Source organism: Streptomyces sp. NPDC040410 (genome assembly GCF_055595715.1).
This window is the reverse complement of the sequence record NZ_JBVIVK010000007.1, coordinates 160762-186886: the sequence shown is the minus strand read 5'-3', so window position 1 is coordinate 186886 and position 26125 is coordinate 160762. Positions and strand designations below refer to the sequence as shown.

Sequence of the window (26125 nt, the reverse complement as noted above, 5' to 3'; positions counted from 1 at the left end):
AGGTGCCCGATAGCCTTCGACCATGACCCTGCTGCCCCGCGGCACCGCCGCTACTGGATACCGCGCTGTGCGACGCCGCCGCGCCGTCGCCGCCGCCGGCGCCGTTACCGCCGGACTGCTCGTCCTGTCGGCCTGCGACAAGCCGACGCCGCGCGCCACCGTGACGGTCGGCAAGAACTCGGCGAGCGCCGAGGCCGCCTGCTACGACGACGGCGACGACATCGGCCGCACCGAGGCCACCAAGTGCGCCCTGAAGAAGGCGTCGGACTCGATCGAGGTCCCGCAGAGCGAGACGCTGCGCATCGGTGTCGACCCCGAGGTCGCGGACACCGGCTGGGCCCTGTACATCAACGGCCAGCAGGTCACCCCCGTCTACAAGAAGACGTACTACGCCTTCCAGGGCGTCGACCTCTTCGCCGAGCAGCAGGGCCAGCCCGCGCCGAAGCAGCTGTACATCAGCATCGTCGAGCAGAACAAGTCCGGCTCGGAGTACAAGGGCGTGTGGAACTTCAAGCTCAAGAACGCGGACGCCTGATCCGCGGCCGTCTCCGCGTCCGGCCATGCGCATCCTGGTAGCCACCGCCGTCCCCGTCGAACGGGACGCGGTGGCCCGCGCGTTCGAGGGGCCGGTGCGTGCGGTGCGGGTCCCGGGAGTGACCCTGCATCAGGTCACCGGCGGCTGCGACCTCGTCGCCGCGGGCGTCGGCCCCGCCCTCGCCGCCGCCTCCACCGCCGCCGCCCTCACCGCGGCGGCCCTGGACGGTGCCCCCTACGATCTGGCGGTCTCCACCGGCATCGGGGGCGGCTTCCAGCCGGGCGCGCCCGTCGGCTCCCTCGTCGTCGCCGACGAGATCACGGCCGCCGACCTGGGCGCCGAGACGGCCGACGGCTTCCTGCCGGTGACCGGCCTCGGCTTCGGGACCGTCACCCACCGTCCACCGGAAACACTCGTACGAGAGGTCGCGACCGCGACGGGAGCGCGCCCCGGTGCCGTCCTCACGGTGTCGACCGTCACCGGCACGGCCGCCCGCGCCGACGCGCTGCGCGCCCGGCACCCACGCGCCCTCGCCGAGGCCATGGAGGGCTTCGGGGTCGCCGAGGCGGCCGCCGCACACGGCGTGCCCGTGCTGGAGATCCGCGCCGTCTCCAACCCGGTCGGCCCGCGCGACCGCGCCGCCTGGCGCATCGGCGACGCGCTCACGGCCCTGACGGAGGCCTTCGGGAAGCTGACGCCCGCCCTGGAGAGTTGGAACTCACATGACCGACCGAACTGAGCACCGGCAGCCCCTGCGCATCGCGTACTCCCCCTGCCCGAACGACACCTTCGTCTTCGACGCCGTGGCCCACGGCCGCGTCCCGGGCGCGCCCGGGCTGGACGTGACGTTCGCGGACATCGACATCACCAACGGCATGGCCGAGCGCGGCGAGTTCGACGTGCTGAAGGTGTCGTACGCCGTGCTGCCGTACGTCCTCGACGAGTACGCCCTGCTGCCCTGCGGGGGCGCGCTGGGCCGGGGCTGCGGGCCGCTGGTGCTGACACGGGAGGCGGGCAGCGGCCTCACCGGCCGTACGGTCGCCGTGCCGGGCGAGAAGTCGACGGCGTACCTGCTGTTCCGGCTGTGGGCCGCGGACACCCTGCCGGGCGGGGTCGGCGACATCGTGGTCATGCCGTTCCACGAGATCATGCCCGCCGTACGGGACGGGAAGGTCGACGCGGGGCTCGTCATCCACGAGGCGCGCTTCACGTACCGGAACTACGGGCTGCACAAGCTCGCCGACATGGGCGAGCACTGGGAGAACACGACCGGGCTGCCGATTCCGCTGGGCGCCATCATCGCCAGGCGGTCCCTCGGTGCGGAGACGCTGACGCTGCTCGCCGAGTCGATCCGCACATCCGTACGCGCGGCCTGGGACGACCCCGAGGCCTCCCGCCCTTACGTCATGGAACACGCGCAGGAAATGGATCCGGCCGTCGCCGACCAGCACATCGGGCTGTACGTCAACGAATTCACCGCCGACCTCGGCGAGGACGGCTACGCGGCGGTGCGCGGATTGCTGACCCGGGCCGCCGCCGAAGGGCTGGTACCGGCACTCGGACCCGGATCGCTCGCGTTTCCCTGAACGGAACTCCGCCCGGCCGCCGGGAGCGCCGCGGCGGTACGCGGCCCGCTCATGCGTGCGGCGGCCGAGGGGCTGGTGCCGCCCCTCGGCCCGGGTGCGCTCGATTTTCCCGTGAACGGCCTTGTCACACGTCCAGTTGGTCGGCGACAGCGCGGAGCAGGCCCGCGATCTTCTTGCCGGAGGCCTTGTCGGGGTAGCGGCCCTTCTCGAGCATCGGTGTGATGTTCTCCAGGAGGGTCGTCAAATCCTGGACGATGGACGCCAGTTCGTCCGGCTTCTTGCGGGTCGCGGCCGCGACCGAGGGGGTCGGGTCGAGGATGGCGACCGAAAGTGCCTGGTCGCCGCGCTGGCCGGCGACCACTCCGAACTCCACCCTTTGTCCCGGCTTGAGCGTCTCGACTCCGGCGGGGAGGACCGAGGAATGGACGAAGACGTCACCGCCGTCGTCGCGGGAGAGAAAGCCGAAGCCCTTCTCGCTGTTGAACCACTTGACCTTGCCGGTAGGCACGTCTGTCCTCGTCCTCGTACTCGTCGGAAAACTGCTTCTGAAACGGCTCTTGATAGCACTTGGGCGGGTCGTCGGGACCCGCCGGTACCAAGGCTAATGGTCTTCAGGCCGGTGACAAGACGTCGCCGGGTTGTTCCTTCGCGCAGGGAACTACCCTGGTCGGGTGCGTGACAAAACCCAAACGAATTCCGCCTCGCCCGGTGACCGACTGATCCGTGCCGGTGCCGTCGTGTTCTTCATCGGTGCGGTGGCCACACTCGTCACCGTGGCCCCGCTGTTCCTCGGGACGACGCCTTTTCCGGCATACATGTTCGGACTGAGCATGCTCATGGGCGTCGGCTTCCTGCTGGCCGGTGCGGGCGTTCTGCGGTCGGCCGCGGCGGGACGCCGTCAGGCGCGGGCCGGGCGGTAGTCCGACAGCCAGGCCGGGAACTCGGTGAGGTCGCCGAGGACGACGTCCGCGCCCGCCGTCCGCAGCTCCTGGGCGTCGCACGGGCCGGTGGCCACGGTGACCGCGACGGCACCGGCCGTACGGGCGCCGCGCACGTCGCCGACGTGGTCGCCGACGTAGACCCCCGCGTCGTGCTCGCGCAGCGCCAGCGCCTTCTGCTCGGCCCACAGGTCGCCGATCACCGCGTCGGGCTCGATGCCCAGATGCTCCAGGTGCAGCTTGGCGTTGGGCTCGTGCTTGGCCGTGACCACGATCGCCCGCCCGCCGGCCGCCCGCACGGCCGCGATCGCCTCGCGGGCGCCCGGCATCGCGGGTGTGGGCACGATGGCGATCGCGGGGTACATCGAGCGGTACAGGTCGCCCATGACCTTCACCTGGTCCGCCGGGAACCAGTTGACCAGCTCCTCCGCGAGCGGCGGACCGAGCCGCGTGACCGCCAGGTCGGCGTCGATGTACGTGCCCGTCCGCTCGGCGAGCGCCAGGTAGCAGGCGCGGATGCCGGGGCGGGAGTCGATGAGGGTCATGTCCAGGTCGAAGCCGACGGTCAGCGCGGAAGAGCTCGTGGAGGTCTTGGAGGCCATACGGGCCATTGTGCCGAGTCGGTGTGACGCACAGGCTTTCGGCTTCTCGCCGCTGCGTCACCGCTGCCGCTGCGACCGCCACACCAGGAACAGCGCCGACGCCACCGCCGCCCCGCGGACCACCCACGGCCAGGTCTGGGCGACCGCGTCGTTCATGTGCCCCTCGGCGATGGGGTCGCCCCAGCGGCCGTCGGTCCTGCCCCACAGCCACACCACACCGGCCGCGACCGCGAGCCCGGGCAGGAACATGACCGCCCACTTGGTCTCGGTCTCGGTCAGCCGCCGTGAGGCGTAGGCGATGAGCCAGCCCACCAGCAGGACGACCAGGTTCCCGAGGACGGCGCCCGCGACGAGGAGGCCCGCGGCGAGCAGCAGGAGCGGGTTGCTCCAGCCGCCCGGGCCGTCGGAACCGGTCGCGCCGGTGCGCCGGGGCAGGAGACGGAGGCGGCGCGGGGCGGGGCCGTCCACGACGGCCCCGGCCTCCACCACCGGCTCCGCCCGCTCCACGGCGGCCGGCTCCTCCTCGGCAGTCTCCTTGGGGGGCGGGGGTTTGAGCAGTTCCGGGATCTCCACACCGCCGACGAACCCCGGCACGCTGTCCCCGACCCCGAACGGACTGCTGTCCACCCGCCACCAGTCCGGCTGCGTCGCGCTGTCCCCGAGTTCGTGCGTGCCCGCGAGGTGCGGCGGGGAGGGCGCGTCGGACCGGGCGGGGCCGGGCGGCCGGGCCGGGCGCGGCCGCGGGATGATCCGGCGCAGCCCCTTCGGGCGCTGCTCCTCCTCCGGCTCACGGTCCCGCTGTACGGGCACGGCGGCGGCCGGTGCCTGCGGTGCGCGGCCGGTGCCGCCCGCGGCCGCGACGACGTCGTCGGGGCTGCCGAGCCGGTCGAGGATGCGGCGGACGGCGGCGGGACTGTCCACGGTGGCCTTGGCGCGCCGCCGGTCGATCTCGTTGCGCAGTTCCGCGACGAGCCGCATCCGGGTGGCCGACGGCAGCTGCCGCTGCTGTGCCACGTCGCCGACGCGGCTCAAGTACTCGTAGACGACCTGGTCGCTCTCGATACCCACGAAGTCCCCTCGGGGGCTGGTGCGTTGAATACCCCGTGGTGACAGACGTTACCGCTGTCAGCACCGGCCGGGCACAACCCGGCCCGTCCGGCGTTCGAGGACGAGGCCGTTCAGGCCGAAGGGGGGTCTGGGGGCACAGTGCCGAGGGCGGCGGCCCTCACCGGCCCGCGCTCGGCTCAACCGCCGGAGGCAACCCGCTACCGTGGGCAGGATGAGCAGCCCGGCACCCCCGCCCCGCTCCCTCGCGGAAGCGCTCCGCGCGAGGGACGACGCCTCGCTGGCCGCCCTCCTGCGCGCCCGCCCCGACCTCATCACCCCCGTCCCCACCGACCTCACCCAGCTCGCCACGCGCGCCGGCACCCGCGCCTCGGTCGTGCGGGCACTGGAGCGGCTGGACCGTTTCGCGCTGCAGACGGCCGAGGCCCTGGCCGTGGCGGCGGACCCGGCGTCGTACGACGAGCTGCTCGCTCTGATGGCCGGTGACGAGGGCGACCCGGTCGTCGCCGCCGCGCTGCCGCGGGCCGTGGCGACCCTGCGGGAGCAGGCCCTGGTGTGGGGCGACGACGACCGGCTGCGTCTGGTCCGCACGGCCCGCGAACTGCTCGCGCCGTCGCCGCAGCACCCGTCGCCGACGGGGCTCGGGCCCACGGTCGCGGAGGCCACCGCGGGCATGTCCCCGGGACGTATCCAGAAGATCGTCACGACCGTGGGACTCCCCTCGACCCATGACCCGGTCTCGGCCGCGGGGGCGCTCACCGCTCTGTTCAGGGACCGCGCGCGGATGGCGGAGCTGCTCGCCGAGGCGTCCGAGGAGTCGCGGGAGGTCCTGTCCCGGCTCGTCTGGGGGCCGCCGTACGGCCAGGTCACCCCCGATCCGGCGCCGCACCTGCGCCGGCTCCTCGACCGCGGGCTGCTGCTGCCGACGGCGCCCGGGACGGTCGTCCTGCCGCGGGAGGTGGCGCTTCATCTGCGCGGCGGTCGCGCGCACCGCACCGCCGAGCCGTTGCCGCCCGCAGTGGAGGCGACCGCGGCGCACCGTCCACAGGTTGTGGACGCGACGGCGGCCGGGCAGGCGTACACGGCGCTGGCGACCGTCGAGGAGCTGCTGAAGGACTGGGACGAGGGCGGCCCCGCGGTGCTGCGGGCCGGAGGGCTCAGCGTCCGCGATCTGAAGCGTACGGCCGTCGCCCTCGACGTGTCCGAACCCGTCGCCGCGTTCTGGGTCGAGCTCGCCTACGCGGCAGGGCTGCTGGCTTCCGACGGGGAGGCGGACGAGCGGTACGCGGCGACCCCCGCGTACGACGAGTGGCTGGAGCAGCCCGCGGCACAGCGCTGGGCGCGGCTCGCCGAGACGTGGCTGCACGCCACGCGAACGGCGGGTGTGGTCGGCGGGCGGGACGCGAAGGAGCGCACGCTGTCGGCGCTGGGGCCGGGCCTCGACCGCTCCGCCGCGCCCGAGGTACGGCACCGGGTGCTGACTTTGCTGGCCCGGCTGGCGCAGGGGACGTCTCCGTCCGCCGAGTCCGTCCTTGCCCGGCTGCGCTGGGAGCGCCCGCTGCGCGGCCCGCAGCAGGGCGACGACCTGCGCAGCCGGCTCGCCCGGTGGACGCTGGCCGAGGCGGAACTGCTGGGCGTCACCGGCCGGGGCGCGCTGTCCGCACACGGGCGGGCGCTGTTCGGCGCACCCGCGCCGAAGCCCCCGGACGAGGAGCCGCAGGGCCCCGGAGACAAGCTGCCCGTGCACCATGTGCCGGTCCCCGTGGAGCCCCTCTCCCCCAGCGAACAGGCCACCGCGTCGGCCGCGGCTGCCCGCCTCCTCGCCCCGCTGCTGCCCGAGCCCCTGGACCACGTCCTGCTCCAGGCCGACCTGACGGCGGTGGCGCCGGGCCCGCTGAAGCGCCCGCTGGCCGACATGCTGGGCGTGCTCGCGGACGTCGAGTCGAAGGGCGGGGCGACGGTCTACCGCTTCACACCCGGCTCGGTTCGCCGTGCCCTGGACGCCGGCCGGTCCGCTTCCGACCTGCACGCCTTCCTCGGCGCGCACTCCCGTACGCCGGTCCCGCAGCCGCTCGCGTACCTGATCGACGATGTCGCCCGCAAGCACGGGCATCTGCGCGTCGGCGCGGCCTCGGCATATGTGCGCTGCGACGACGACGCGCTGCTCAGCGAGATCCTCGCCGACAAGCGCGCCGCGGGTCTCGGTCTGCGCCGGCTCGCCGGCACGGTCCTGGCCGCCCAGGCCGACCCGGCCGCGCTCCTGGAGGGGCTGCGGGCGATGGGCTTCGCGCCGGCCGCGGAGTCCGCCGAGGGCGATGTGCTGATCACCCGCGTGCACGCCCACCGCACCCCGCCGCGCAGCGCCCCCGAGCCGGTCCCGGAGGGCCCGCCGGTCCCGGACGCGACGCTCCTGTCGGCCGCGATCCGCGCCGTCCGGGCCGGCGACCTGGCCTCCACGGCCCCGCGCAAGCCCACCACCACCCCGGCGACGGCCGGCGAACTCCCGCGCACCGGCTCCGCGGAGACCCTCGCCACCATGCAGGCCGCCGTCCTGACCGGCGAGGCCCTGTGGATCGGCTACGTCAACGCCGAGGGCGCCGCCAGCCAGCGTGTCATCGCCCCGATCCGCGTCGAGGGCGGCTTCGTCACGGCGTACGACCACACGGCGGACGAGGTGCGGACGTACCCGCTGCACCGGGTGACCGGGGTGGCGGAGCTGGCGGACGACCAGCTGTGATCGTCGGCGAGTAGGGCACACTGGACGTTTGGCCGCGACGTCCGGCCTAACGGAAAGGGTGCCGCGCGTGAATGGTCCGCTGATCGTCCAGTCCGACAAGACTCTGCTCCTGGAAGTCGACCACGAGCAGGCCGGCGAGTGCCGTCGGGCGATCGCGCCGTTCGCCGAGCTGGAGCGGGCGCCCGAGCACATCCACACCTACCGGGTGACCCCGCTGGGGCTGTGGAACGCCCGGGCGGCCGGGCACGACGCCGAGCAGGTCGTGGACGCGCTGGTGCAGTACAGCCGGTATCCCGTGCCGCACGCGCTGCTCGTCGACATCGCCGACACGATGGACCGGTACGGGCGGCTGACCCTCAGCAAGCATCCGGCGCACGGCCTCGTCCTGACGACCACGGACCGGCCCGTCCTCGAAGAGATCCTGCGTTCCAAGCGGATCATCCCGCTCGTCGGGGCCCGGATCGACCCCGACACCGTCGTCGTGCACCCCTCCGAGCGCGGGCAGATCAAGCAGACCCTGCTGAGACTGGGCTGGCCCGCCGAGGACCTCGCCGGCTACGTCGACGGCGAGGCGCACCCGATCGAGCTGGCCGAGGAAGGGTGGGCGCTCCGGCCCTACCAGAAGCAGGCCGTGGAGAACTTCTGGCACGGCGGTTCGGGAGTCGTCGTACTCCCCTGCGGTGCGGGCAAGACGCTCGTGGGTGCCGGGTCCATGGCGCAGGCCAAGTCGACCACGCTGATCCTCGTCACGAACACCGTCTCCGCCCGGCAGTGGAAGCACGAGCTGGTCAGGCGCACGAGTCTCACCGAGGACGAGATCGGCGAGTACAGCGGGACGAAGAAGGAGATCCGGCCCGTCACGATCGCCACGTACCAGGTCCTGACGACGAAGCGGAAGGGCATCTACCCGCACCTGGAGCTGTTCGACTCCCGGGACTGGGGGCTCATCGTCTACGACGAGGTGCATCTGCTGCCCGCGCCCGTCTTCAAGTTCACGGCGGACCTCCAGGCGCGGCGGCGGCTGGGGCTGACCGCGACCCTGGTGCGGGAGGACGGCCGCGAGTCGGACGTCTTCTCGCTCATCGGGCCGAAGCGGTTCGACGCGCCGTGGAAGGAGATCGAGGCGCAGGGGTACATCGCGCCCGCGGACTGTGTGGAGGTGCGGGTGAACCTCACCGACTCCGAGCGGCTCGCCTACGCCACCGCCGAGACCGAGGAGAAGTACCGCTTCTGTGCCACCACCGCGACCAAGCGGAAGGTGACGGAGGCGATCGTGCGGCGGTTCGCCGGGCAGCAGATCCTCGTCATCGGGCAGTACATCGACCAGCTCGACGAGCTGGGCGAGCATCTGAACGCGCCCGTCATCAAGGGCGAGACCAGCAACGCCCAGCGCGAGAAGCTCTTCGGCGCCTTCCGGGAGGGCGAGATCAGCGTGCTGGTCGTGTCGAAGGTCGCGAACTTCTCGATCGACCTGCCGGAGGCGACGGTCGCCGTCCAGGTGTCGGGCACCTTCGGCTCCCGGCAGGAGGAGGCCCAGCGGCTGGGACGGGTCCTGCGCCCCAAGGCCGACGGTCACCAGGCGCACTTCTATTCGGTCGTCGCCCGCGACACGATCGACCAGGACTTCGCCGCCCATCGGCAGCGGTTCCTGGCGGAGCAGGGGTACGCGTACCGGATCATGGACGCGGACGAGTTGCTGGCGGAGGGGTGAGCGGGAGCGCGTGGAGGGCCTGGCAGGTCCTGCGAGTCGCGGAGGGTGGTCAGGTCACGAGGTGGCCCTACTTGCGGCGGACGCCCGCCTCCTCGCCGTACTCACCGAGGATGATCACATCGAAGGCGGCGCCCACGAACACCTTCACGGCTCGCAGGGCCTCGCCGAGGACGTGACGGTGGCTGCCCAGGACGGGAGTGGCGCCGGCCGGGCGGGGCGGGCGCGGAGCTGGGGTGATGGTTGCTGCGCTCATGTCTCCATGGTGGCTCTCCGGGGACAGGAACGGCATCGGTCTTCGGTGCGAACCTCCGTCGTCACCGCGTAGTACTCCGGGCTGACCCACGACCCCCAGGGTGGCGGGGACGTCCCCTAAGGGACGGAAAACGCGTTGGCGGCCGCTCCTCCCGCTCGCCTAGAATCTCCGCTCTTGCCCGCCTCCCCCACGGAGCGCCGCCGCCCGGACGGAAACCGGCCGGCATCCCGCAGTCCCGCGCCGTCCACACCGCAGGTCCTTCGGAGGCACCCCCTTGTCCACGCCCGTCGACGACGACCCCCTCGCCCGCGAACGCTCGCACCTCGCCTCGTCCCGCGCCGCCCTGCGCGCCATGCGTGAGGACGTCGAGTCGCTCGACATCAGCGACGTCACCGCGAACTGGGTCAACGCACAGATCCTGGAGCGCCAGATCGGGGAGCGCATCAAGGCCCTCGCCGACCTCAGCGACACCCCGCTGTTCTTCGGCCGGCTCGACTACCTGCACGCTCCGGGCGCGGACCGGGCCGAGGACGCGCAGGGGGAGCGCCCACAGCCGGAGGCCGCTCGTCACACTCTGTACATCGGGCGCCGGCATGTGCACGACGGCGACGGCGACCCGATGGTGATCGACTGGCGTGCGCCGGTCTCGCAGCCGTTCTACCGGGCCTCCAAGAAGGACCCGCTGGACGTCGCGCTGCGCCGCCGCTTCGGTTACACGGGCGGAGACCTCACGGCGTACGAGGACGAGCACCTGTCCGATCCGGCAGAGGCCGCCGCCACCAGCAAGCTGCTCCAGCAGGAGATCGAGCGGCCGCGCGTCGGCCCGATGCGCGACATCGTGGCCACGATCCAGCCCGAGCAGGACGAGATCGTACGGAGCGGGCTCGGCGGGACCGTCTGCGTGCAGGGAGGCCCGGGCACCGGGAAGACAGCCGTCGGCCTCCACCGGGTCGCCTACCTCCTCTACGCCCACCGCGAGCGGCTCGCCCGTACCGGCACCCTCGTCATCGGGCCGAACAAGTCCTTCCTGCACTACATCGAGCAGGTGCTGCCCGCGCTGGGCGAGTTGACGGTCAGGCAGGCCACCGTGGACGACCTGGTCGCGCACGTCGAGGTGCGCGGCACGGACGACGCGGCGGCCGCGATCGTCAAGGGCGACGCCAGGATGGCGGAGGTACTGAAGAAGGCCGTCCACTCGCACGTGACCATGCCCACCGAGCCGGTCGTGGTGGTGCGCGGTTCGCGCCGCTGGCGGGTGGCGGCGTACGAACTCGAGGACATCGTCCGCGAGTTGCTGGGTCGCGGTATCCGCTACGGCGCCGCCCGTGAGGCCCTGCCGCAGCGCATCGCGCACGCCGTGCTGGTGCAGATGGAGCGGTCGGGTGAGGCCCCGGACGACCGTGTGCAGGACGCCGTCGCCCGCAACTCGGCGGTGAAGGCGGCCGTCAAGCAGATCTGGCCGCCGGTCGACCCGGCCAAGCTGGTGCTGCGCCTGCTGACGGACGCGGACTTTCTCGCCGTGCACGCGGAAGGCGTCCTCACCGGGGATGAGCAGAAGACGATTCTGTGGGCGAAGCCGGTGCGGTCGGTGAAGTCCGCCAAGTGGTCGCCCGCGGACGCGGTGCTGATCGACGAGGCGCGGGACCTGGTCCAGCGCACGCACTCGCTCGGTCATGTGGTGCTGGACGAGGCACAGGACCTCTCCCCGATGCAGTACCGGGCGGTGGGCCGGCGCTGCACCACCGGTTCCGCGACCGTGCTCGGCGACCTGGCGCAGGGCACCACGCCTTGGGCGACCCGGAGCTGGGACCAGGCCCTGGCCCATCTGGGGAAGGCGGACGGCGTGATCGAGGAGCTGACGGCCGGTTTCCGCGTACCGACCGACGTCATCACGTATGCCTCACGCCTGCTCCCGCACATCGCCCCGGGCCTGACCCCGGTCGCCTCGGTCCGGGAGAACCCGGGGTTCTTCGACCTCCGCGCGATCGAGGACCCGGCCGAGGTCGTCGCCGCCTGCGAGGAGTTGCTGCGCAACGAGGGCTCCACCGGCCTGATCGCCGCCGACGCCCGCGTCCCGGCCCTGGCCGAGGCGCTCACGGCGGCGGGCATCGGCTACCTCGGCCCCGGCGAGGAGACGACGTACGACACCCGCCTGACCCTGGTCCCGGCCTCGCTCGCGAAGGGCCTGGAGTACGACTATGTGGTCCTCGACGAGCCGCAGGCGGTGGTCGACGGCGAGCCCGACGAACGCACGGGCCTGCGCCGCCTGTACGTGGCCCTGACCCGAGCGGTCTCGGGCCTGATCGTGACCCACGCGGCGCCGCTGCCGCCGCAGCTGTCCTAGTGCCTCGTCAGCCAAGGTTTGCCCGTCAAGGAGCGGCGTCCGGTGCGTGCTCTCGGCGTGCCGGCCGGAAGTCCTCGTACTGGATGTACGTGGGCTTTCGGCCGGTGCGGCGAGTGGGGGCACCTCCCCCGCCCTTGAGGCAGTGGGGGAGCGTGCCGGGCGTCGCGACGGGGCGGACCTTGGCTGACGCGGCACTAGTGCCACCTGGCGTCCAGCACCCTCCGCCACTGCGCCACCGCGTCGGCCGAGACCGGCCCTGCCCAGCCGTCCGGCCTGGCCGCCCCGCCGATGTGGAACCCGTCGATCCCGGCGGCCAGCAGGGTCGGTACGTGGTCGAGCCGCAGGCCGCCGCCCACGAGGATCTGCTGCTCGTACGCCGGCTCTCCGCGTCTCGCCGCTTCGGCGACGAGCGTGGGGAGTCCCTCGTCGACACCGGTGGCCGAACCAGCCGTCAGATACGTGTCCAGGCCCGGGAGCCCGTCCAGCTGCTTGCGGAGGGCGTCCCGGTCGGCGGCCCGGTCGATCGCCCGGTGGAAGGTCCAGCGGCAGCCGTTCAGCTCGGGGACCACCCGTTCCACGGCCGCCAGATCGACACCCCCGTCCGTGTCGAGGAACCCGAGCACGAACTCGTCGGCCCCGGTGGCTCGCATCTCCCGGGCGGCGCCCACGAGCCGGTCCACGTCCCCCGCCGCGAACCCGTCCTCCAGCCGCAGCATCACGCGCAGCGAGATGTCGACGGCACCGCGGATCCCGGCGAAGGTGCGGGCCGACGGGGTGAGTCCGTCGGCCGCGATGTCGGTGACGAGTTCGAGGCGGTCCGCGCCTCCGGCCTGGGCCGCGACCGCGTCCTCGACGCCGAGGGCGATCACCTCCAGGACTGCACGCTTGCTCATGGGGCCCCAATCCTCGGCGGCTGACGGTGTAACGAGAGGTCTAGTCCAATTTAGACCATGCCCCGCCGCACCGTAACGGCGCCCCGCTCACCCGAAGATGTTCAGCTGCTCCGCCTCCGCCCCGGCCAGTTCGTACGACGCGCCCCGCACCGGCCGCCCCGAGTACAGCCGTACGAGGGTCGCGGCGTCCCCGATGAACCGTGCCGGAGGCCGCTGCCCGCCCACGTCCCCCAGCCGCAGCGGCTCGTCCTCGTCGTCGAGGTCGGCGTGCAGCGGCACGTGCCCCTTCTCCCGGGTGATCCGGGCAAGCAGCGCCAGCGCGTCCGGCAGCCCCGCCCCCGCATAGGCCCCCGGCTCCCCGAAGGCCTCACGGACGTCTCCCGCGTGCACCCACTCGCCCAGCGCGATCAGGTCCAGCACCCCGCCCGCCTTGGCGATCACGGGCCCGGCCTCGGTCATCCCGCGCTCCAGCTCGTCCACGACCTGCGCGTTCGTCCATTCGGCCCGCTCGGCGACGTCCCGGTCGTTGGACTCGGGCGAGAACACCCCCTTCTCGTAGCGGCTCTCCACCACCCGCGTCAGCGCGGCCGAACAATGCGCGAGCACGTCCCGCACGGTCCATCCCGGACACGCCTCGGCCGGCAGCGCGAAGTCCGCGCCCGGCCGGGCCCGCAGCAGCGGGATCAGGGCGTCGCGCGCGGCGGCCAGCAGCCGTCCGGGGAGTTCTGGGTCACGTGCCTCGTGAACGTCGGAAGTCATACGGTCCAAACTAGGGGCCGCGGGGCGCACCGCGGGAGAATGAGGGCATGGTCGATCCAGACGCCCTGCGCACCCGATTCGCCCGCGCCCTGGAAGGCGCCCGCACCCCCGGCGCCGGCCCGGACCCGGCCCCGTACGCCGACAGCCTGCTCGCCCGCTGGCAGGAACCGCAGCGCCGGTACCACACGCTCGCGCACCTCACGGCGGTCCTCGACCACATCGACGTACTCGAGAAGTACGCCGCGGACCCGGACGTGGTGCGCCTGGCCGCCTGGTTCCACGACGCGGTCTACCAGCCCGACCGCTCCGAGAACGAGGAGCGCTCGGCCCGCCTCGCCGAGCGCGCCCTTCCCGAGGCCGGGGTGCCTCAGGACAAGACGGCCGAGGTCGCCCGCCTCGTCCGGCTCACCGTCACCCACGCCCCCGCCGACGACGACCGCGACGGGCAGGTCCTGTGCGACGCCGACCTGGCGATCCTCGCCTCGCCCCCCTCCGCGTACGCCGCCTACACCGCCGCCGTCCGCGAGGAGTACCACTTCGTCCCGAACACCGCCTTCCGCGCGGGCCGCGCCGCGATCCTGCGCCAACTCCTCGGCCTGCCAAGGCTGTTCAGGACACCGTACGGGGAGGCGGAGTGGGAGGCGACGGCGCGCTACAACCTCCGCTCCGAGCTGGAAATGCTGTCGCTCTGAGGGACGTGGCCGCTTACCCTGCCCGCATGCGATTCATGGGCGGGGAACGGGTGGAGGAAGCCGTCGCGGGCTGCGCGGAGGTGCTGCGGGCGGCGCTGGACCGGAACTGGGAGGACGTGAAGGCCGGCCGCCTGGAGTGGAGTTGCCGGGAGACGGCCGCGCACGTCGCGAGCGATCTCCTCGCGTACGCGGGACAGCTCGCCGGGCGCGCGCAGGACGCGTACGTACCCTTCGACATCACCCTCGACGGCACCGACGACGGCGTGGACCGCGCCGACAACGCGGGCGTCGTCCACGTCATCGAGACGACCGGCGCGCTGTTCGCCGCCACCCTCCGCGCCACCCCGCGCGAGGTCCGCGCCTTCCACCCGTACCCCTTCCGCAGCGCGAACCGCGAAGGCTTCGCCACGATGGGCATCGCCGAAGTCCTGCTGCACACCCACGACATCGCCGAGGGCCTGGATCTGCCGTACGAACCCCCGGCCCATCTCCCCGAGTTCGTCCTGACCCGGATCTTCCCGCACGTCCAGCCCGGCCCCGACCACTGGCGCACCCTGCTGTGGGCCACCGGCCGCGGCGAACTGCCCGGCCGCGCCCCGGTCACCGAGTGGCGCTGGAACAACAACCTGGTCGTCCAGGCCGAGCGGCTCACGCTGCAGGGCGTCACGCCCGCCGCCGCAGCCGACCTGAGCGCGGGCGGTGACGGCGGGTTCGAGTGGCTCGAGGGCCGCCCCTGCGAGGGCACGCGGGAGGCCGCCGGGATGGCGGTCAAGGCGTACGAAGCGGGCGTCCACCGGCCGGAGTTCGGCCTTTTCGTCCTCGTGCGCCGGGAGGACGGGCACGCGGTCGGCGGCCTGGGCTTCCACGGCGCCCCTGACGATGACGGCCGCGCCGAGATCGGCTACGACCTGGCCGAGGCCGCCCGCGGCAACGGCTACGCGACCGAGGCCCTGCGCGCGCTGTCCGCGTGGGCGCTCGCGCGGGACGACGTACGGACCCTGTTCGCGACCATAGAGAAGGACAACCTCCCGTCGCAGGCCGTGATCTCCCGCGCCGGATTCGTGAAGGTGAGCGAGGACCACGGCGACGAGGGGCTGCTGGCCTACGAACTGCGCGGCTGAGTCCGCCCCTTCGGCCGCCGCAGTCCGGCCGCGGTCAGCAGCCGCACCACCTCGCGGCTGCTGACCTCCACCGCGCCCGCGCGCACCGCGTCCGCGTACCGGTGGGAGGGAATGTCGTAGTGGTCCCGTTCGAAGGCGCGCCGGGGGACGCCCAACTCGTCTGCGAACTTGTGCAGTTCGTCGAACGAGAGGTCGCTGACGAGGTGCGACCACATCCGGCCGTGTCCCGGCCAGTCCGGCGGATCGATGTACACGGTCACGAGGACGCCCCCCCGCCCGCCGCCGACCACAGTGCCCCCACCGCCGCGACCTTCACACCCGCCTTGTGGCACACCCAGTGCGGGTCGGGGCCGAGCTCCGGCTCGACGTCCAGCGCGTGCGGGTCGCCGGAGCCGCACACGGGGCACAGAGGCCAGCGGCCGTACCGCTCCAGGAGCGCGTCCTGCACGTCCTGCGCGACCAGCCCGGCCACGTACGCGACGCCGTCCGGCCACTGCTCGACCCACCAGCGCCGCTGTACGACGGACTCCTCGACCATGGACACCACGTCCGCCGCGGCGACCTCGCCGGCGGCCAGATCGGCGAGCACGCGGGCGCGCGCCGCATGCAACGCCTGTTCCAGGGGGCTGATGGGGTCCATGCCCCCATTGTGCGCACTCTTGACCGCAGCACCGAGCCGAAAATATCTTTCAGCTGTGACCCAGAAGGTGAAGGAAATTTTCGGGAGCTCTTCGGGGAGCACGCCGCCCGCGCCCGCCGCCCTCGCCGCCAAGGTGCGTACGCTCGCCCCCTCCATGACCCGGTCCATGCAGCGGGTCGCCGAGGCCGTCGCGAACGACCCGGCCGGCTGCGCGGCCCTCACGGTCACCGGCCTCGCCGGACTCACCGGCACCAGCGAGGCCACCGTCGTGCGCACCGCCCGCCTGCTCGGCTACCCCGGCTACCGCGACCTGCGCCTCGCCCTCGCCGGGCTCGCCGCCCAGCAGCAGTCCGGCCGCGCTCCCGCGATCACGACGGACATCGCGGTGGACGACCCCATCGCCGACGTGGTGGCGAAACTCGCCCACGACGAACAGCAGACCCTCGCCGACACCGCGGCCGGCCTCGACACCGCGCAACTCGGCGCGGCCGTCACCGCGGCGGCCGCCGCACGGCGGATCGACGTGTACGGCGTCGGGGCGTCGGGGCTGGTCGCCCAGGACCTCACCCAGAAGCTGCTGCGCATAGGGCTCATAGCCCACGCCCACAGCGATCCCCACCTCGCCGTCACCAACGCGGTGCAACTGCGCGCGGGCGACGTGGCGATCGCGATCACGCACTCCGGGTCGACGGGGGACGTCATCGAGCCGTTGCGGGTGGCGTTCGAGCACGGGGCGACGACCGTCGCGATCACCGGGCGGCCGGGCGGGGCGGTGACTCAGTACGCCGACCATGTGCTGACGACGTCCACGGCCCGGGAGAGCGAGCTGCGGCCGGCGGCGATGTCCTCCCGGACGAGTCAGCTGCTGGTCGTGGACTGTCTGTTCGTGGGGGTGGCGCAGCGGACGTATGACGCCGCGGCGGGGGCGCTGGCCGCTTCGTACGAGGCATTGGCGCACCGGCATCGGCGGTAGATCCGCAGGTCCGGCCGCTGCGGGCGGCTGCGGGCCCGTGAGGGCCGGTCGCGCCCGCGCGGCGGAGCCGCACATCGGCACAGCCCCCCGCCCCCTTCAGTCAAGACACCTCGACGTACTCAGAAAGAGCCGCTCCCTCATGACTTCCGCCTCCAACCCCCGTGATCTCCGCGCCGAGTTGGAATCCCTGACCACCGAGGCCTTCCGGCCCGAGCTCGCCGGTATCGACCGGTTGCCCACCCTCGACATCGCGCGGCTGATGAACAGTGAGGACGCCACCGTCCCCGCGGCGGTCGCGGCGAGTCTTCCCCAGATCGCCGCGGCGATCGACGCCGTGGCCGAGCGGATGGGACGGGGCGGGCGGCTGGTGTACGCCGGTGCCGGCACGGCCGGCCGGCTGGGCGTGCTGGACGCCTCCGAGTGCCCGCCCACCTTCGACACGGACCCCTCCCAGGTCATGGGGCTCATCGCGGGCGGCCCGGGGGCCATGGTCACCTCTGTCGAAGGGGCGGAGGACTCCGCGGAGCTGGCACGGGCCGACCTCGACGCGCTCGCTCTGACCGCCGCCGACACGGTGGTCGGGATCTCGGCTTCCGGCCGCACTCCGTACGCCGTCGGCGCGGTCGAGCACGCCCGAACGCGCGGGGCGCTGACCATCGGCCTGGCCTGCAACGCGGACAGCGCCCTCGCCGCGGCCGCCGAGCACGGCATCGAGATCGTCGTGGGACCCGAACTCCTCACCGGCTCCACCCGTCTGAAGGCGGGCACGGCACAGAAGCTGGTGCTCAACATGCTCTCGACGATCACGATGATCCGGCTGGGCAAGACGTACGGGAACCTGATGGTCGACGTACGCGCCTCCAACGAGAAGCTGCGCGCACGCTCCCGCCGCATCGTCGCGCTCGCCACCGGCGCAAAGGACGAGGAGATCGAACGGGCGCTCGCGGCGACGGACGGCGAGGTGAAGAACGCGATCCTGACGATCCTCGCGGGCGTCGACGGCCCGACGGCGGGCCGCCTTCTGGAGGAGTCCGACGGCCATCTGCGTGCCGCGCTGGCGGCGACGGGCCGCTGACCAGCACGCTCGGGGGGTGCACACCTCCCACGACACCGCCGCCGCGATCCTCCCCCTGGTGGGCGGCCCCGCGAACGTCATCTCCGTCGCCCACTGCATGACCCGTCTCCGCCTGGACCTGGCCGACCGCTCGCTGGTGTGCGAGGAGGCGCTGCGGGCACTGCCGGGCGTGCTCGGTCTCGTCGACGACGACACGTACCAGATCGTGCTGGGGCCGGGCGTGGTGGCGAAGGTGACGCCGGAGTTCGAGGCGCTGGTGGCGCGCTCGCGGGCGGACGAACTGGCCGCACGCGGCGCCGCGTTGAAGCAGGCGCAGCGGCAGCGCAACGCGACCCCGCTGAAGCGGGCGCTCCGCCGCCTCGCGAACATCTTCGTCCCGCTGATCCCGGCGCTGATCGGCTGCGGCGTCCTGGCGGGAGTCAACGGCCTGCTGATCAACCTCGGCCGGCTGCCCGGCCTGACCCCGGCCCTCGCCTCCATCGCCTCCGCCTTCATGGCGCTGATCGCGGTGTTCGTCGGCCACAACACGGCCAAGGAGTTCGGGGGGACCCCGGTGCTCGGCGGTGCGGTCGCCGCCGTGGTCGTGTACCCGGGCGTGGCGAAGGTGACGGCGTTCGGGGTGACGCTCGCCCCCGGCCAGGGCGGAGTGCTCGGCGCGCTGACCGCCGCGCTGCTGGGCACGTACGTGGAGAAGTGGTGCCGCACCTGGGTTCCGGCGACCCTGGACGTCCTCCTCACCCCCACGCTCACGGTCCTCGTGTCGGGCCTGGTGACGCTGTACGGCCTCATGTACGCGGCCGGCGAGGTCTCGTCGGCGATCGGCTCGGCGGCGAACTGGCTGCTGACTACCACGGGAGCGTTCGCGGGCCTGGTCCTCGGCGGCCTCTTCCTCCCCCTGGTGATGCTGGGCCTGCACCAGGCCCTGATCCCCATCCACACCACCCTCATCGAACAACAGGGCTACACGGTCCTGCTCCCCGTCCTCGCCATGGCGGGCGCGGGCCAGGTGGGCGCCGCGATGGCGGTGTACGTCCGCCTGCGCCACGACGCTTCTCTCCGTACGACGATCAAATCGGCGCTCCCGGCCGGACTGCTGGGCGTGGGCGAACCCCTGATCTACGGCGTCTCACTCCCGCTCGGCCGCCCCTTCCTCACCGCCTGCGCGGGCGGCGCGGCCGGCGGCGCCTTCGTGGGCTTCTTCGCGATGCTCGGCGACAAGGTGGGGGCGACGGCGATCGGCCCGTCGGGCTGGGCCCTGTTCCCGCTGCTGGCGGGGAACAGGGGGCTGGGAGTGACGGCGGCGGTGTACGCGGGCGGCCTGCTGACGGGCTACCTGGTGGGCTTCCTGATGACGTACGCCTTCGGCTTCACCGGCGGCGCGCGATCTCATCTGCCTCCCGTCAACAGGGAAGCCGCCCTTCCTCGTTGACCCTCCGCACCCGCGCCCGCAGCACCTCGCCCGACGGCGCGGGCCCCGTCGACTCAGGCGGACAGTCCCACTCCCGGCCCCCGGCGACGGGCCGCAACTGCACCCTGCCGCCCAGGTGCCCCATGACCTCACCGATCCGCCCGTCCCGTACGTCCACGACATGCGACCCGATCGCCGGCACCTCGCCCCGCAGCACGGACGCCAGCCGCTCCGCCGTACGGACGTTGCAGCGCCCCAGGTCGACCAGAGGGAACCGCTCCTCACTCGCGCCGGTCACGGGATCGACGGCAAGGGACGGCAGCACGACACCCACGCCCCCGAGCGCCTCCCGCAACGACTGCACCACTTCTTCGGTCGACCGCACCGTTCCTACCTCCACGCTGAGTTCGCCATTCGCGACACAGCGTGTCCGAAGCACGCCTAACCTGGCCAGACGGGACATCCCAACAACCTCCGATGTCAGGGACTCGAAATGGCCGGACCGAAGGACCTCGACCCGTCGTCATCCCCACGCGCGCTCCTGGGCGCGGAGTTGCGCCACGCCCGCGAAAAAGCGGGCCTGAGCCAGGAGGAGCTGGGGCAACGGCTCTTCGTGAGCGGCTCGTTCATCGGCCAGCTGGAGGCGGGCACGCGGCGGATGCAGCCTGAGTACGCCCGGATGCTGGACGAGGTGCTGGGGGCGGAGGATTTCTTCCGGCGGAACTGCGGGGCGGCGGCCAGGTCGAGGTATCCGGATCACTTTGCGGAGGCGGCGGAGGCGGAGGCGAGAGCTACGGCGATCAGGGAGTACGCGTCGATGCTGATCCCTGGGCTGCTGCAGACGCCCGCGTACGCACGTGCAGTGTGCAGGGCCTACCAGCCGACGGCGACGGGGGAGGCAATCGATGAGCTGGTGGCGGGTCGGACGGAGCGGGCTCGCATCCTCGACCATCCAACAAAGCCGATGTTGCGGGTGGTGATTGACGAGGCAACGTTGCGTCGAGTGACAGGTGGGCGAGAGGTGATGGCGGAGGCATTGCTTCACATCGTCGGCCTGGCCCGTAGGAATCGCGTCGTTGTGCAGCTCCTGCCGTTCGACGCAGGAGCCCACCCGGGGATGCAGGGTTGCGTCAAGCTGATGGACTTCGACGATGCCCCTCCGCTCGTGTATCTCGAAGGCATCGACACCGGTCGGCTGGAGGACGACTCCGCCATCGTCACGCGCTACCGGCTCTACTACGAACTCCTCACGGCTTCGGCACTCTCACCGGAGAAGTCTCTGGCCGTGATCGAAGCGGTAGCGCAGGATTATGCCCATGAGGAGCATCCCTGAGTACGACCTGGACGCGGCCACTTGGTACAAGTCCAGCTACAGCGGCGGCAGCGGCGACAACTGCCTCGAAGTCGCCCGCTGGCGCAAGTCAACCTACAGCGGCGGCAGCGGCGGCAACTGCCTGGAAGTCGCCGACGGCCACCCCGCCCTCATCCCCGTCCGCGACTCCAAGGCGGCCCCCCACGGCCCGAAGCTCGTGTTCCGGCCGGAGGCCTGGTCCGCGTTCGTCGAAGCGGTGAAGGCCCGCTGACGCGGGCCCGCACGGCCACGTGAGGACCGCCTCGAAGCTCAAGCCCCCAGCTCCGAGCCCTCTTTTCAAGGAACGGGTGGAGGACTCCAACCCACCCTCCCACCCGGCGTGTTGACTTGACGCGTTCGGCCTGCCACGCACAGTCACGATCCCGCATAACGAACAGCCCCCGTCAGGTGCTAGCAACACCTGCGGGGGCTTAACCACCGAGATCAGAGGCGATGATCCCGTGGCTGACGCCAACCTTAGTCCTGCCTTCCCGTCCGCGCACGCCTTCCCCCACCCCATGGCCAACCCGGGTTACGGCAAGCGCTCCGCCCCCGGCCAACTCCGTCACTCCCCCACGACTTCGCCCACCTCCCACCCCGCGAAGCCGCCATCGCCGCCTACATCGACCGCCTCGCCGACATCTCCGTAAAGACGCTGGCCAAGGCGCTGCCGTACGGACAGCAATCACCGCGAGATCTTCGTCTGGTTGCAGGAGCGGTGCATGCAGCACCGCCCCGACCTCCGCCTCTATCCTGAGTCCTGTGTCAAGGCAGAGGCCTACCGCCAGGGCCGTCGCACGGACGGGGCCCTCGCCCGGCGCGGCCACTTCAAGGGGCATGGCGAGTGGTCCGACTCCGACGGCATCCTTATGACCGTGGAGATCACCTCCCACGACCGCGATACCGACCGCCGAGACCGTGTCGACAAACCCGTCGGCTACGCTGCCGCGGGCGAGGAGCTGAAGGAGTTCGCCGACTGAGCCGATCGATCGGAGCCGCACTCCCATGAACCACGCCCAGCTCACCGCCCTCGGCCGCGCCCTGCGGCTCCTCGGCGAGCACGGGGAGGCACTGACCGGTGACACCCCGGACGCCCGGCTGCACGAGGTCAAGGCCGATCTGCGGCGTGCCCTGGATCTGCTGGAGGAGAGCGTCACCACGGCCGCCCCCTCCACCCGCTGCCCCGAGCACCCGGGCGGCCCCGTCGACGAGAACGCCCCCGACCTGTGCCTGCTGTGCGAGACCCGGCGCCGTGCCGCCCGCCGCGCCGAGATCAACGGTCCCGCCGCGCACGCCCGGCCCGCCGACCCCGCCCCCTCCCGCTACGGCGTCCGCGAGGACCGGCCCCAGCCGCAGCAGCGCTGGCTGCCCGAGCAGTGGAACGGACAGGCATGGCAGCTGTGCGGCACCCCGCGCCGCGACCGGCACGAGGCCGAGCTGTACCTCGCCGCACAGCGTCGCGGCCCGCGTCCCGCCATGGCCTACCGGCTCGTCCACGAGTTCACCGACTACGAGGTCCTGCGGATCTGGGGCACACCGGTACGCGTCGACATCGAGCCACTCGGCAACCTCTAGGTCTGACGACAGGGCCTGGTGCCGCGTCAGTCCTTGCTGAGAGAGATGAAGAACCCCCACCTCCCTGACGCCGCCCCCGCTGACCCGCCTCCGTGGCCGCGACTCAGCTCAGCGTCTTCAGCGCCCCTGCCTCGTACGCCGCCAGTTCGCCGACGCGGCCGTCCAGGACCTTCGCCGCCCACTCCGGGTCCTGCAGCAGGGCGCGGCCCACGGCGACCAGGTCGAACTCCTCCGCCTCCAGACGGTCGAGGAGGTCGTCGATGCCCTTGACCGAGGAACCCTCGCCCTGGAAGGCCTTGAGGAACTCACCGTCCAGGCCGACGGAGCCGACCGTGATGGCGGGCCGACCGGTGATCTTCTTCGTCCAGCCGGCGAGGTTGAGGTCGGAGCCGTCGAACTCGGGCACCCAGTAGCGGCGCGTGGAGGCGTGGAAGGCGTCCACTCCGGCCTCGGCCAGCGGCGTCAGGATCGCCTCCAGCTCCTCCGGGGTCTCGGCGAGGCGGGCGTCGTACGCCTGCTGCTTCCACTGGGAGTAGCGGAAGAGGACCGGGAAGGCCGGGGAGACCGCCTTGCGGACGGCCGCCACGATCTCCGCCGCGAACTTCGTACGGGCCACCGGGTCTCCGCCGTACGCGTCGCCACGGCGGTTGGTGCCCGCCCACAGGAACTGGTCGAGCAGGTAGCCGTGGGCGCCGTGCAGTTCGACGCCGTCGAAGCCGATGCGCTCGGCGTCGGCCGCGGCCGCGGCGAAGGCGCCGATCACGTCGTCGAGGTCTGCCTGGGTCATGGCCTTGCCGGTGGGCTCGGCGCCCTCCGTGGCGATGCCGGACGGGCCGACGGCGGGGGCGTCCGCGACCGGCGGCTCGCCCTGCTTGCGCACCATGCCGATGTGCCACAGCTGCGGCACGATCGTCCCGCCCGCCGCGTGCACCGCCTCGGCGACCTTCGCCCAGCCCGCCAGCTGCTCCTCGCCGTGGAAACGAGGGACGCGGTTGCTCTGGCCGGCCGACTCGTGGCCGACGTACGTTCCCTCGGTGACGATCAGGCCGACGCCCGCGGCGGCGCGGCGGGAGTAGTACGACGCCACGTCCGCGCCCGGGACGCCGCCCGGGGAGAACTGGCGCGTCATCGGCGCCATCACGATGCGGTTGGGGACGGTGAGGCCGTTGATCGTGGTCGGCCGGGACAGGATCTGGGCCGCACGGGAGGCGGGGGCGGGGGACTCTGTGACGGTCACGCGGGGCTCCTCGGAAGTGGCTCTGTTAACCAGGTGGTATGTGTGCGCGCATTGTTACACCTACTTAAGTAACACCCTGCACGGGGCCCACATTCCGCCCCCCGCCGCGCCGGGGTGTGATCCCGGACACGCCCGAGGGCGGCACCCCCTGTGTCCAGGGAGTGCCGCCCTCGGGGGGAAAACCGATCCTCGGAAGGATCAGAAGTCCATGTCACCGCCCGGCATGCCGCCGCCGGCCGGGGCCGCGGCCTTCTCCGGCTTGTCGGCGATGACGGCCTCGGTGGTGAGGAAGAGCGCGGCGATGGAGGCGGCGTTCTGCAGGGCAGAACGGGTCACCTTCGCCGGGTCGATGATGCCTTCCTTGACCAGGTCGACGTACTCGCCGGTCGCGGCGTTCAGGCCGTGGCCCGGGGTCAGGTTGCGCACCTTCTCCACCACGACACCGCCCTCAAGGCCGGCGTTGACGGCGATCTGCTTCAGCGGGGCCTCAAGGGCGAGCTTGACGGCGGCGGCGCCGGTCGCCTCGTCACCCTCCAGGTCCAGCTTCTCGAAGACGGTGGACGCCTGGATGAGCGCCACGCCACCACCGGCGACGATGCCCTCCTCGACGGCCGCCTTGGCGTTGCGCACGGCGTCCTCGATGCGGTGCTTGCGCTCCTTGAGCTCCACCTCGGTGGCGGCACCGGCCTTGATGACCGCGACACCGCCGGCGAGCTTCGCCAGGCGCTCCTGCAGCTTCTCGCGGTCGTAGTCGGAGTCGCTGTTCTCGATCTCGGCGCGGATCTGGTTGACCCGGCCCTGCACCTGCTCCGTGGAGCCGGCACCGTCGACGATGGTGGTCTCGTCCTTGGTGATGACCACCTTGCGGGCGCGGCCCAGCAGGTCGACGGAGGTGTTCTCCAGCTTGAGACCGACCTCCTCGGAGATGACCTCGCCGCCCGTGAGGATGGCGATGTCGTTCAGCATCGCCTTGCGGCGGTCGCCGAAGCCCGGGGCCTTGACGGCGACGGACTTGAAGGTGCCGCGGATCTTGTTGACGACCAGGGTCGACAGGGCCTCGCCCTCGACGTCCTCGGCGATGATCAGCAGCGGCTTGCCCGACTGCATGACCTTCTCCAGGAGCGGGAGCAGGTCCTTGACCGAGGAGATCTTGGAGTTGGCGATCAGGATGTACGGGTCGTCGAGGACGGCCTCCATACGCTCCATGTCGGTGGCGAAGTACGCCGAGATGTAGCCCTTGTCGAAGCGCATACCCTCGGTGAGCTCCAGCTCCAGACCGAAGGTCTGGGACTCCTCGACGGTGATGACGCCTTCCTTGCCGACCTTGTCCATGGCCTCGGCGATGAGCTCGCCGATCTGGGTGTCGGCGGCGGAGATGGAGGCCGTGGAGGCGATCTGCTCCTTGGTCTCGACATCCTTCGCCTGCTCGAGCAGGGCACCGGAGACGGCCTCGACGGCCTTCTCGATACCGCGCTTGAGGGCCATCGGGTTGGCGCCGGCGGCTACGTTGCGCAGACCCTCGCGGACGAGAGCCTGGGCGAGGACGGTGGCCGTGGTCGTACCGTCACCGGCGACGTCGTCCGTCTTCTTGGCGACTTCCTTGACCAGCTCGGCGCCGATCTTCTCGTACGGGTCCTCGAGCTCGATCTCCTTGGCGATGGAGACACCATCGTTGGTGATCGTGGGGGCGCCCCACTTCTTCTCGAGGACGACGTTGCGGCCCTTGGGGCCGAGCGTCACCTTGACGGCGTCCGCGAGCTGGTTCATGCCGCGCTCGAGGCCGCGCCGCGCCTCCTCGTCGAACGCGATGATCTTGGCCATGTGAAGTGGTCCTCCCGGACTGGGGTGGATTGCTCCGGACCGCGCTGGCGCCCGCGACGGACGGCTCGCCGGCCTGTGGTTCCTTGCCCCACATGGCCTGCGGGCCTCACCGACCCGGTCCTCGTTGTCACTCTCACCTTCAGAGTGCTAACGCCAATGATTAGCACTCGCCCATGCCGAGTGCAAGCGCCTCTCGTAGGTCGGGCCCCGGGCCGCGCGAGGGGCCCGGGCCGGTTCCGGGCATGCCGAAGGGCTCGCACCCCAGGAGGTGCGAGCCCTTCGAAGAAACAGAAGAACGTCGCTGCAGTAACCCGGCGCGTGCTTCAGCCGGTCGCCAGACGAACCATGTCCGCCTGCGGCCCCTTCTGGCCCTGCGAGATCTCGAAATCGACCCGCTGGCCCTCTTCCAGGGTGCGGTAGCCGTCCATCTGAATCGCACTGTAGTGGACGAAAACATCCGCACCACCGTCGACCGCGATGAAGCCGTACCCCTTCTCCGCGTTGAACCACTTGACGGTGCCCTGAGCCATGCCTAACTCCCCTATTACTGGCCCTTGCACAGATCCACACTTCGCGGATCCGGGTCATACCTCACCCCCCATTTGGTCGGGGGCGTGCGCCGGAACGCGTCGACCGCGGCTGAATGTATCTGTCCAACTGCCGTGTGCAACAGGTCAATCGGACGAGAAATCCAGGCATGACCGGTCGGGAATGTACGGAGAATTTACCTGAATTCAGGGCAAGTCGGGCCCCATAAAAGGCGCGAATGGCGCAAAAGACGCACACAGTTTGGCTACTTCTCGCCGCAC

General features: G+C 71.9%; 27 protein-coding genes and 1 pseudogene. 16 read left to right on the top strand and 12 right to left on the bottom strand.

Annotation, left to right across the window (positions count from 1 at the left end; all coding sequences use genetic code 11):
- The first annotated feature begins 22 nt into the window (after positions 1–22).
- Genes ACZ562_RS17200 through ACZ562_RS17190 form a run of 3 tightly spaced genes read left to right on the top strand, consistent with a single transcriptional unit; the run spans position 23 to position 2121 of the window.
- Entirely contained in the window at positions 23–535 is a 513-nt protein-coding gene (locus ACZ562_RS17200) for a hypothetical protein (RefSeq protein WP_471179301.1), read from the top strand.
- Positions 536–560: 25 nt separating this feature from the next.
- Positions 561–1274 carry a futalosine hydrolase gene (locus ACZ562_RS17195; protein WP_471179298.1) on the top strand — a complete coding sequence of 238 codons (714 nt, stop codon included), beginning with the start codon at positions 561–563 and terminating at the stop codon, positions 1272–1274.
- On the top strand, positions 1258–2121 hold the full coding sequence (locus tag ACZ562_RS17190) for a 1,4-dihydroxy-6-naphthoate synthase (protein ID WP_471179296.1): 864 nt from the start codon (positions 1258–1260) through the stop codon (positions 2119–2121). Before ACZ562_RS17195 ends, ACZ562_RS17190 begins: the two co-directional genes overlap by 17 nt.
- Positions 2122–2245: 124 nt before the next feature.
- Here ACZ562_RS17190 and ACZ562_RS17185 read toward each other — a convergent pair whose 3' ends face one another.
- Entirely contained in the window at positions 2246–2629 is a 384-nt protein-coding gene (locus tag ACZ562_RS17185) for a cold-shock protein (protein WP_471179293.1), read from the bottom strand.
- Positions 2630–2792: 163 nt separating this feature from the next.
- Between ACZ562_RS17185 and ACZ562_RS17180 the strand changes: the two genes are divergently transcribed.
- Positions 2793–3041 carry a hypothetical protein gene (locus ACZ562_RS17180; RefSeq protein ID WP_471179291.1) on the top strand — a complete coding sequence of 83 codons (249 nt, stop codon included), beginning with the start codon at positions 2793–2795 and terminating at the stop codon, positions 3039–3041.
- On the opposite strand, the gene ACZ562_RS17175 is transcribed toward ACZ562_RS17180, so the two are convergent.
- Both ACZ562_RS17175 and ACZ562_RS17170 read right to left on the bottom strand, forming a co-directional pair.
- Positions 3020–3670, bottom strand: coding sequence for an HAD family hydrolase (locus ACZ562_RS17175; RefSeq protein ID WP_471179288.1), 651 nt, complete (start codon positions 3668–3670; stop codon positions 3020–3022). The two genes, ACZ562_RS17180 and ACZ562_RS17175, sit on opposite strands and share 22 nt — an antisense overlap.
- 48 nt (positions 3671–3718) lie before the next feature.
- A complete protein-coding gene (locus ACZ562_RS17170) occupies positions 3719–4729 on the bottom strand; it encodes a hypothetical protein (RefSeq protein WP_471179285.1) in 1011 nt (336 codons plus the stop codon).
- 211 nt (positions 4730–4940) lie between these two features.
- Between ACZ562_RS17170 and ACZ562_RS17165 the strand changes: the two genes are divergently transcribed.
- Both ACZ562_RS17165 and ACZ562_RS17160 read left to right on the top strand, forming a co-directional pair.
- Positions 4941–7463, top strand: coding sequence for a helicase-associated domain-containing protein (locus ACZ562_RS17165; protein WP_471179282.1), 2523 nt, complete (start codon positions 4941–4943; stop codon positions 7461–7463).
- 67 nt (positions 7464–7530) lie between these two features.
- Positions 7531–9174, top strand: coding sequence for a DNA repair helicase XPB (locus ACZ562_RS17160; RefSeq protein WP_471179279.1), 1644 nt, complete (start codon positions 7531–7533; stop codon positions 9172–9174).
- Positions 9175–9241: 67 nt separating this feature from the next.
- On the opposite strand, the gene ACZ562_RS17155 is transcribed toward ACZ562_RS17160, so the two are convergent.
- The gene (locus ACZ562_RS17155) at positions 9242–9427 is read right to left on the bottom strand and encodes a hypothetical protein (protein WP_471179276.1); all 186 of its coding nucleotides are present in this window, start codon (positions 9425–9427) and stop codon (positions 9242–9244) included.
- A gap of 274 nt (positions 9428–9701) precedes the next feature.
- Here ACZ562_RS17155 and ACZ562_RS17150 point away from each other — a divergent pair, with 274 nt between their 5' ends.
- Positions 9702–11771, top strand: a complete 2070-nt coding sequence (locus tag ACZ562_RS17150; protein ID WP_471179273.1) for a HelD family protein — start codon at positions 9702–9704, stop codon at positions 11769–11771.
- A 194-nt stretch (positions 11772–11965) separates the two neighbouring features.
- Here ACZ562_RS17150 and ACZ562_RS17145 read toward each other — a convergent pair whose 3' ends face one another.
- Both ACZ562_RS17145 and ACZ562_RS17140 read right to left on the bottom strand, forming a co-directional pair.
- Positions 11966–12664, bottom strand: coding sequence for a copper homeostasis protein CutC (locus ACZ562_RS17145; protein ID WP_471179271.1), 699 nt, complete (start codon positions 12662–12664; stop codon positions 11966–11968).
- 87 nt (positions 12665–12751) lie between these two features.
- A complete protein-coding gene (locus ACZ562_RS17140) occupies positions 12752–13423 on the bottom strand; it encodes a maleylpyruvate isomerase family mycothiol-dependent enzyme (RefSeq protein WP_471179268.1) in 672 nt (223 codons plus the stop codon).
- A gap of 47 nt (positions 13424–13470) precedes the next feature.
- Here ACZ562_RS17140 and ACZ562_RS17135 point away from each other — a divergent pair, with 47 nt between their 5' ends.
- Together ACZ562_RS17135 and ACZ562_RS17130 are read left to right on the top strand one after the other, a co-directional pair.
- Positions 13471–14115 carry an HD domain-containing protein gene (locus ACZ562_RS17135; RefSeq protein WP_471179265.1) on the top strand — a complete coding sequence of 215 codons (645 nt, stop codon included), beginning with the start codon at positions 13471–13473 and terminating at the stop codon, positions 14113–14115.
- Positions 14116–14141: 26 nt separating this feature from the next.
- Positions 14142–15236 (top strand): GNAT family N-acetyltransferase, encoded by a 1095-nt coding sequence (locus tag ACZ562_RS17130; RefSeq protein WP_471179262.1) that lies wholly within the window; start codon positions 14142–14144, stop codon positions 15234–15236.
- Here the strand turns inward: ACZ562_RS17130 and ACZ562_RS17125 are convergent.
- Both ACZ562_RS17125 and ACZ562_RS17120 read right to left on the bottom strand, forming a co-directional pair.
- Entirely contained in the window at positions 15218–15496 is a 279-nt protein-coding gene (locus ACZ562_RS17125; RefSeq protein WP_471179259.1) for a DUF4031 domain-containing protein, read from the bottom strand. The genes ACZ562_RS17130 and ACZ562_RS17125 overlap by 19 nt on opposite strands.
- Positions 15493–15876, bottom strand: coding sequence for a hypothetical protein (locus tag ACZ562_RS17120; RefSeq protein ID WP_471179257.1), 384 nt, complete (start codon positions 15874–15876; stop codon positions 15493–15495). The genes ACZ562_RS17125 and ACZ562_RS17120 overlap by 4 nt, the downstream gene beginning before the upstream one ends.
- Positions 15877–15931: 55 nt before the next feature.
- Here ACZ562_RS17120 and ACZ562_RS17115 point away from each other — a divergent pair, with 55 nt between their 5' ends.
- The 3 genes from ACZ562_RS17115 (at position 15932) to ACZ562_RS17105 (ending at position 19353) form a co-directional block, all read left to right on the top strand.
- On the top strand, positions 15932–16849 hold the full coding sequence (locus ACZ562_RS17115; RefSeq protein ID WP_471179254.1) for a MurR/RpiR family transcriptional regulator: 918 nt from the start codon (positions 15932–15934) through the stop codon (positions 16847–16849).
- Positions 16850–16988: 139 nt separating this feature from the next.
- Complete coding sequence (gene murQ / locus ACZ562_RS17110; protein WP_471179251.1) at positions 16989–17924, top strand: N-acetylmuramic acid 6-phosphate etherase; 936 nt, start codon at positions 16989–16991, stop codon at positions 17922–17924.
- 16 nt (positions 17925–17940) lie between these two features.
- Positions 17941–19353 (top strand): PTS transporter subunit EIIC, encoded by a 1413-nt coding sequence (locus ACZ562_RS17105; RefSeq protein ID WP_471179248.1) that lies wholly within the window; start codon positions 17941–17943, stop codon positions 19351–19353.
- On the opposite strand, the gene ACZ562_RS17100 is transcribed toward ACZ562_RS17105, so the two are convergent.
- Positions 19325–19717 (bottom strand): hypothetical protein, encoded by a 393-nt coding sequence (locus ACZ562_RS17100; RefSeq protein ID WP_471179245.1) that lies wholly within the window; start codon positions 19715–19717, stop codon positions 19325–19327. The genes ACZ562_RS17105 and ACZ562_RS17100 overlap by 29 nt on opposite strands.
- A gap of 108 nt (positions 19718–19825) precedes the next feature.
- On the opposite strand from ACZ562_RS17100, the gene ACZ562_RS17095 reads away from it, so the two are divergent.
- The 4 genes and pseudogenes from ACZ562_RS17095 to ACZ562_RS17080 all read left to right on the top strand — a co-directional run bounded on the left by ACZ562_RS17095 (position 19826) and on the right by ACZ562_RS17080 (position 22258).
- Positions 19826–20665, top strand: coding sequence for a helix-turn-helix domain-containing protein (locus tag ACZ562_RS17095; protein WP_471179243.1), 840 nt, complete (start codon positions 19826–19828; stop codon positions 20663–20665).
- On the top strand, positions 20649–20915 hold the full coding sequence (locus ACZ562_RS17090; protein ID WP_471179240.1) for a DUF397 domain-containing protein: 267 nt from the start codon (positions 20649–20651) through the stop codon (positions 20913–20915). Before ACZ562_RS17095 ends, ACZ562_RS17090 begins: the two co-directional genes overlap by 17 nt.
- Before the next feature lie 445 nt (positions 20916–21360).
- Positions 21361–21636: pseudogene (locus ACZ562_RS17085) on the top strand (Uma2 family endonuclease); the annotation flags it as partial.
- 52 nt (positions 21637–21688) lie between these two features.
- Positions 21689–22258: a hypothetical protein gene (locus ACZ562_RS17080; protein WP_471179238.1), complete on the top strand. Its 570-nt coding sequence runs from the start codon at positions 21689–21691 to the stop codon at positions 22256–22258.
- A gap of 103 nt (positions 22259–22361) precedes the next feature.
- Here ACZ562_RS17080 and ACZ562_RS17075 read toward each other — a convergent pair whose 3' ends face one another.
- The 3 genes from ACZ562_RS17075 to ACZ562_RS17065 form a co-directional block, all read right to left on the bottom strand.
- The gene (locus ACZ562_RS17075) at positions 22362–23495 is read right to left on the bottom strand and encodes an NADH:flavin oxidoreductase (RefSeq protein WP_471179236.1); all 1134 of its coding nucleotides are present in this window, start codon (positions 23493–23495) and stop codon (positions 22362–22364) included.
- Between the two features lie 198 nt (positions 23496–23693).
- Positions 23694–25316, bottom strand: coding sequence for a chaperonin GroEL (gene groL, locus ACZ562_RS17070; RefSeq protein ID WP_471179233.1), 1623 nt, complete (start codon positions 25314–25316; stop codon positions 23694–23696).
- A gap of 323 nt (positions 25317–25639) precedes the next feature.
- A complete protein-coding gene (locus ACZ562_RS17065; protein WP_007493268.1) occupies positions 25640–25846 on the bottom strand; it encodes a cold-shock protein in 207 nt (68 codons plus the stop codon).
- Positions 25847–26125: the final 279 nt, after the last annotated feature.

What these genes read in the sequence shown, in the direction of transcription:
- ACZ562_RS17165 (WP_471179282.1), top strand. Translation starts at nt 4,941, where the DNA reads ATGAGCAGCCCGGCACCCCCGCCCCGCTCCCTCGCGGAAGCGCTCCGC.
- ACZ562_RS17095 (WP_471179243.1), top strand. Translation starts at nt 19,826, where the DNA reads ATGGCCGGACCGAAGGACCTCGACCCGTCGTCATCCCCACGCGCGCTC.
- ACZ562_RS17135 (WP_471179265.1), top strand. Translation starts at nt 13,471, where the DNA reads ATGGTCGATCCAGACGCCCTGCGCACCCGATTCGCCCGCGCCCTGGAA.
- ACZ562_RS17065 (WP_007493268.1), bottom strand. Translation starts at nt 25,846, where the DNA reads ATGGCTCAGGGCACCGTCAAGTGGTTCAACGCGGAGAAGGGGTACGGC.
- ACZ562_RS17155 (WP_471179276.1), bottom strand. Translation starts at nt 9,427, where the DNA reads ATGAGCGCAGCAACCATCACCCCAGCTCCGCGCCCGCCCCGCCCGGCC.
- groL (WP_471179233.1), bottom strand. Translation starts at nt 25,316, where the DNA reads ATGGCCAAGATCATCGCGTTCGACGAGGAGGCGCGGCGCGGCCTCGAG.
- ACZ562_RS17190 (WP_471179296.1), top strand. Translation starts at nt 1,258, where the DNA reads ATGACCGACCGAACTGAGCACCGGCAGCCCCTGCGCATCGCGTACTCC.
- murQ (WP_471179251.1), top strand. Translation starts at nt 16,989, where the DNA reads ATGACTTCCGCCTCCAACCCCCGTGATCTCCGCGCCGAGTTGGAATCC.
- ACZ562_RS17145 (WP_471179271.1), bottom strand. Translation starts at nt 12,664, where the DNA reads ATGAGCAAGCGTGCAGTCCTGGAGGTGATCGCCCTCGGCGTCGAGGAC.
- ACZ562_RS17195 (WP_471179298.1), top strand. Translation starts at nt 561, where the DNA reads ATGCGCATCCTGGTAGCCACCGCCGTCCCCGTCGAACGGGACGCGGTG.
- ACZ562_RS17140 (WP_471179268.1), bottom strand. Translation starts at nt 13,423, where the DNA reads ATGACTTCCGACGTTCACGAGGCACGTGACCCAGAACTCCCCGGACGG.
- ACZ562_RS17175 (WP_471179288.1), bottom strand. Translation starts at nt 3,670, where the DNA reads ATGGCCCGTATGGCCTCCAAGACCTCCACGAGCTCTTCCGCGCTGACC.
- ACZ562_RS17130 (WP_471179262.1), top strand. Translation starts at nt 14,142, where the DNA reads ATGCGATTCATGGGCGGGGAACGGGTGGAGGAAGCCGTCGCGGGCTGC.
- ACZ562_RS17120 (WP_471179257.1), bottom strand. Translation starts at nt 15,876, where the DNA reads ATGGACCCCATCAGCCCCCTGGAACAGGCGTTGCATGCGGCGCGCGCC.
- ACZ562_RS17200 (WP_471179301.1), top strand. Translation starts at nt 23, where the DNA reads ATGACCCTGCTGCCCCGCGGCACCGCCGCTACTGGATACCGCGCTGTG.
- ACZ562_RS17080 (WP_471179238.1), top strand. Translation starts at nt 21,689, where the DNA reads ATGAACCACGCCCAGCTCACCGCCCTCGGCCGCGCCCTGCGGCTCCTC.
- ACZ562_RS17090 (WP_471179240.1), top strand. Translation starts at nt 20,649, where the DNA reads ATGAGGAGCATCCCTGAGTACGACCTGGACGCGGCCACTTGGTACAAG.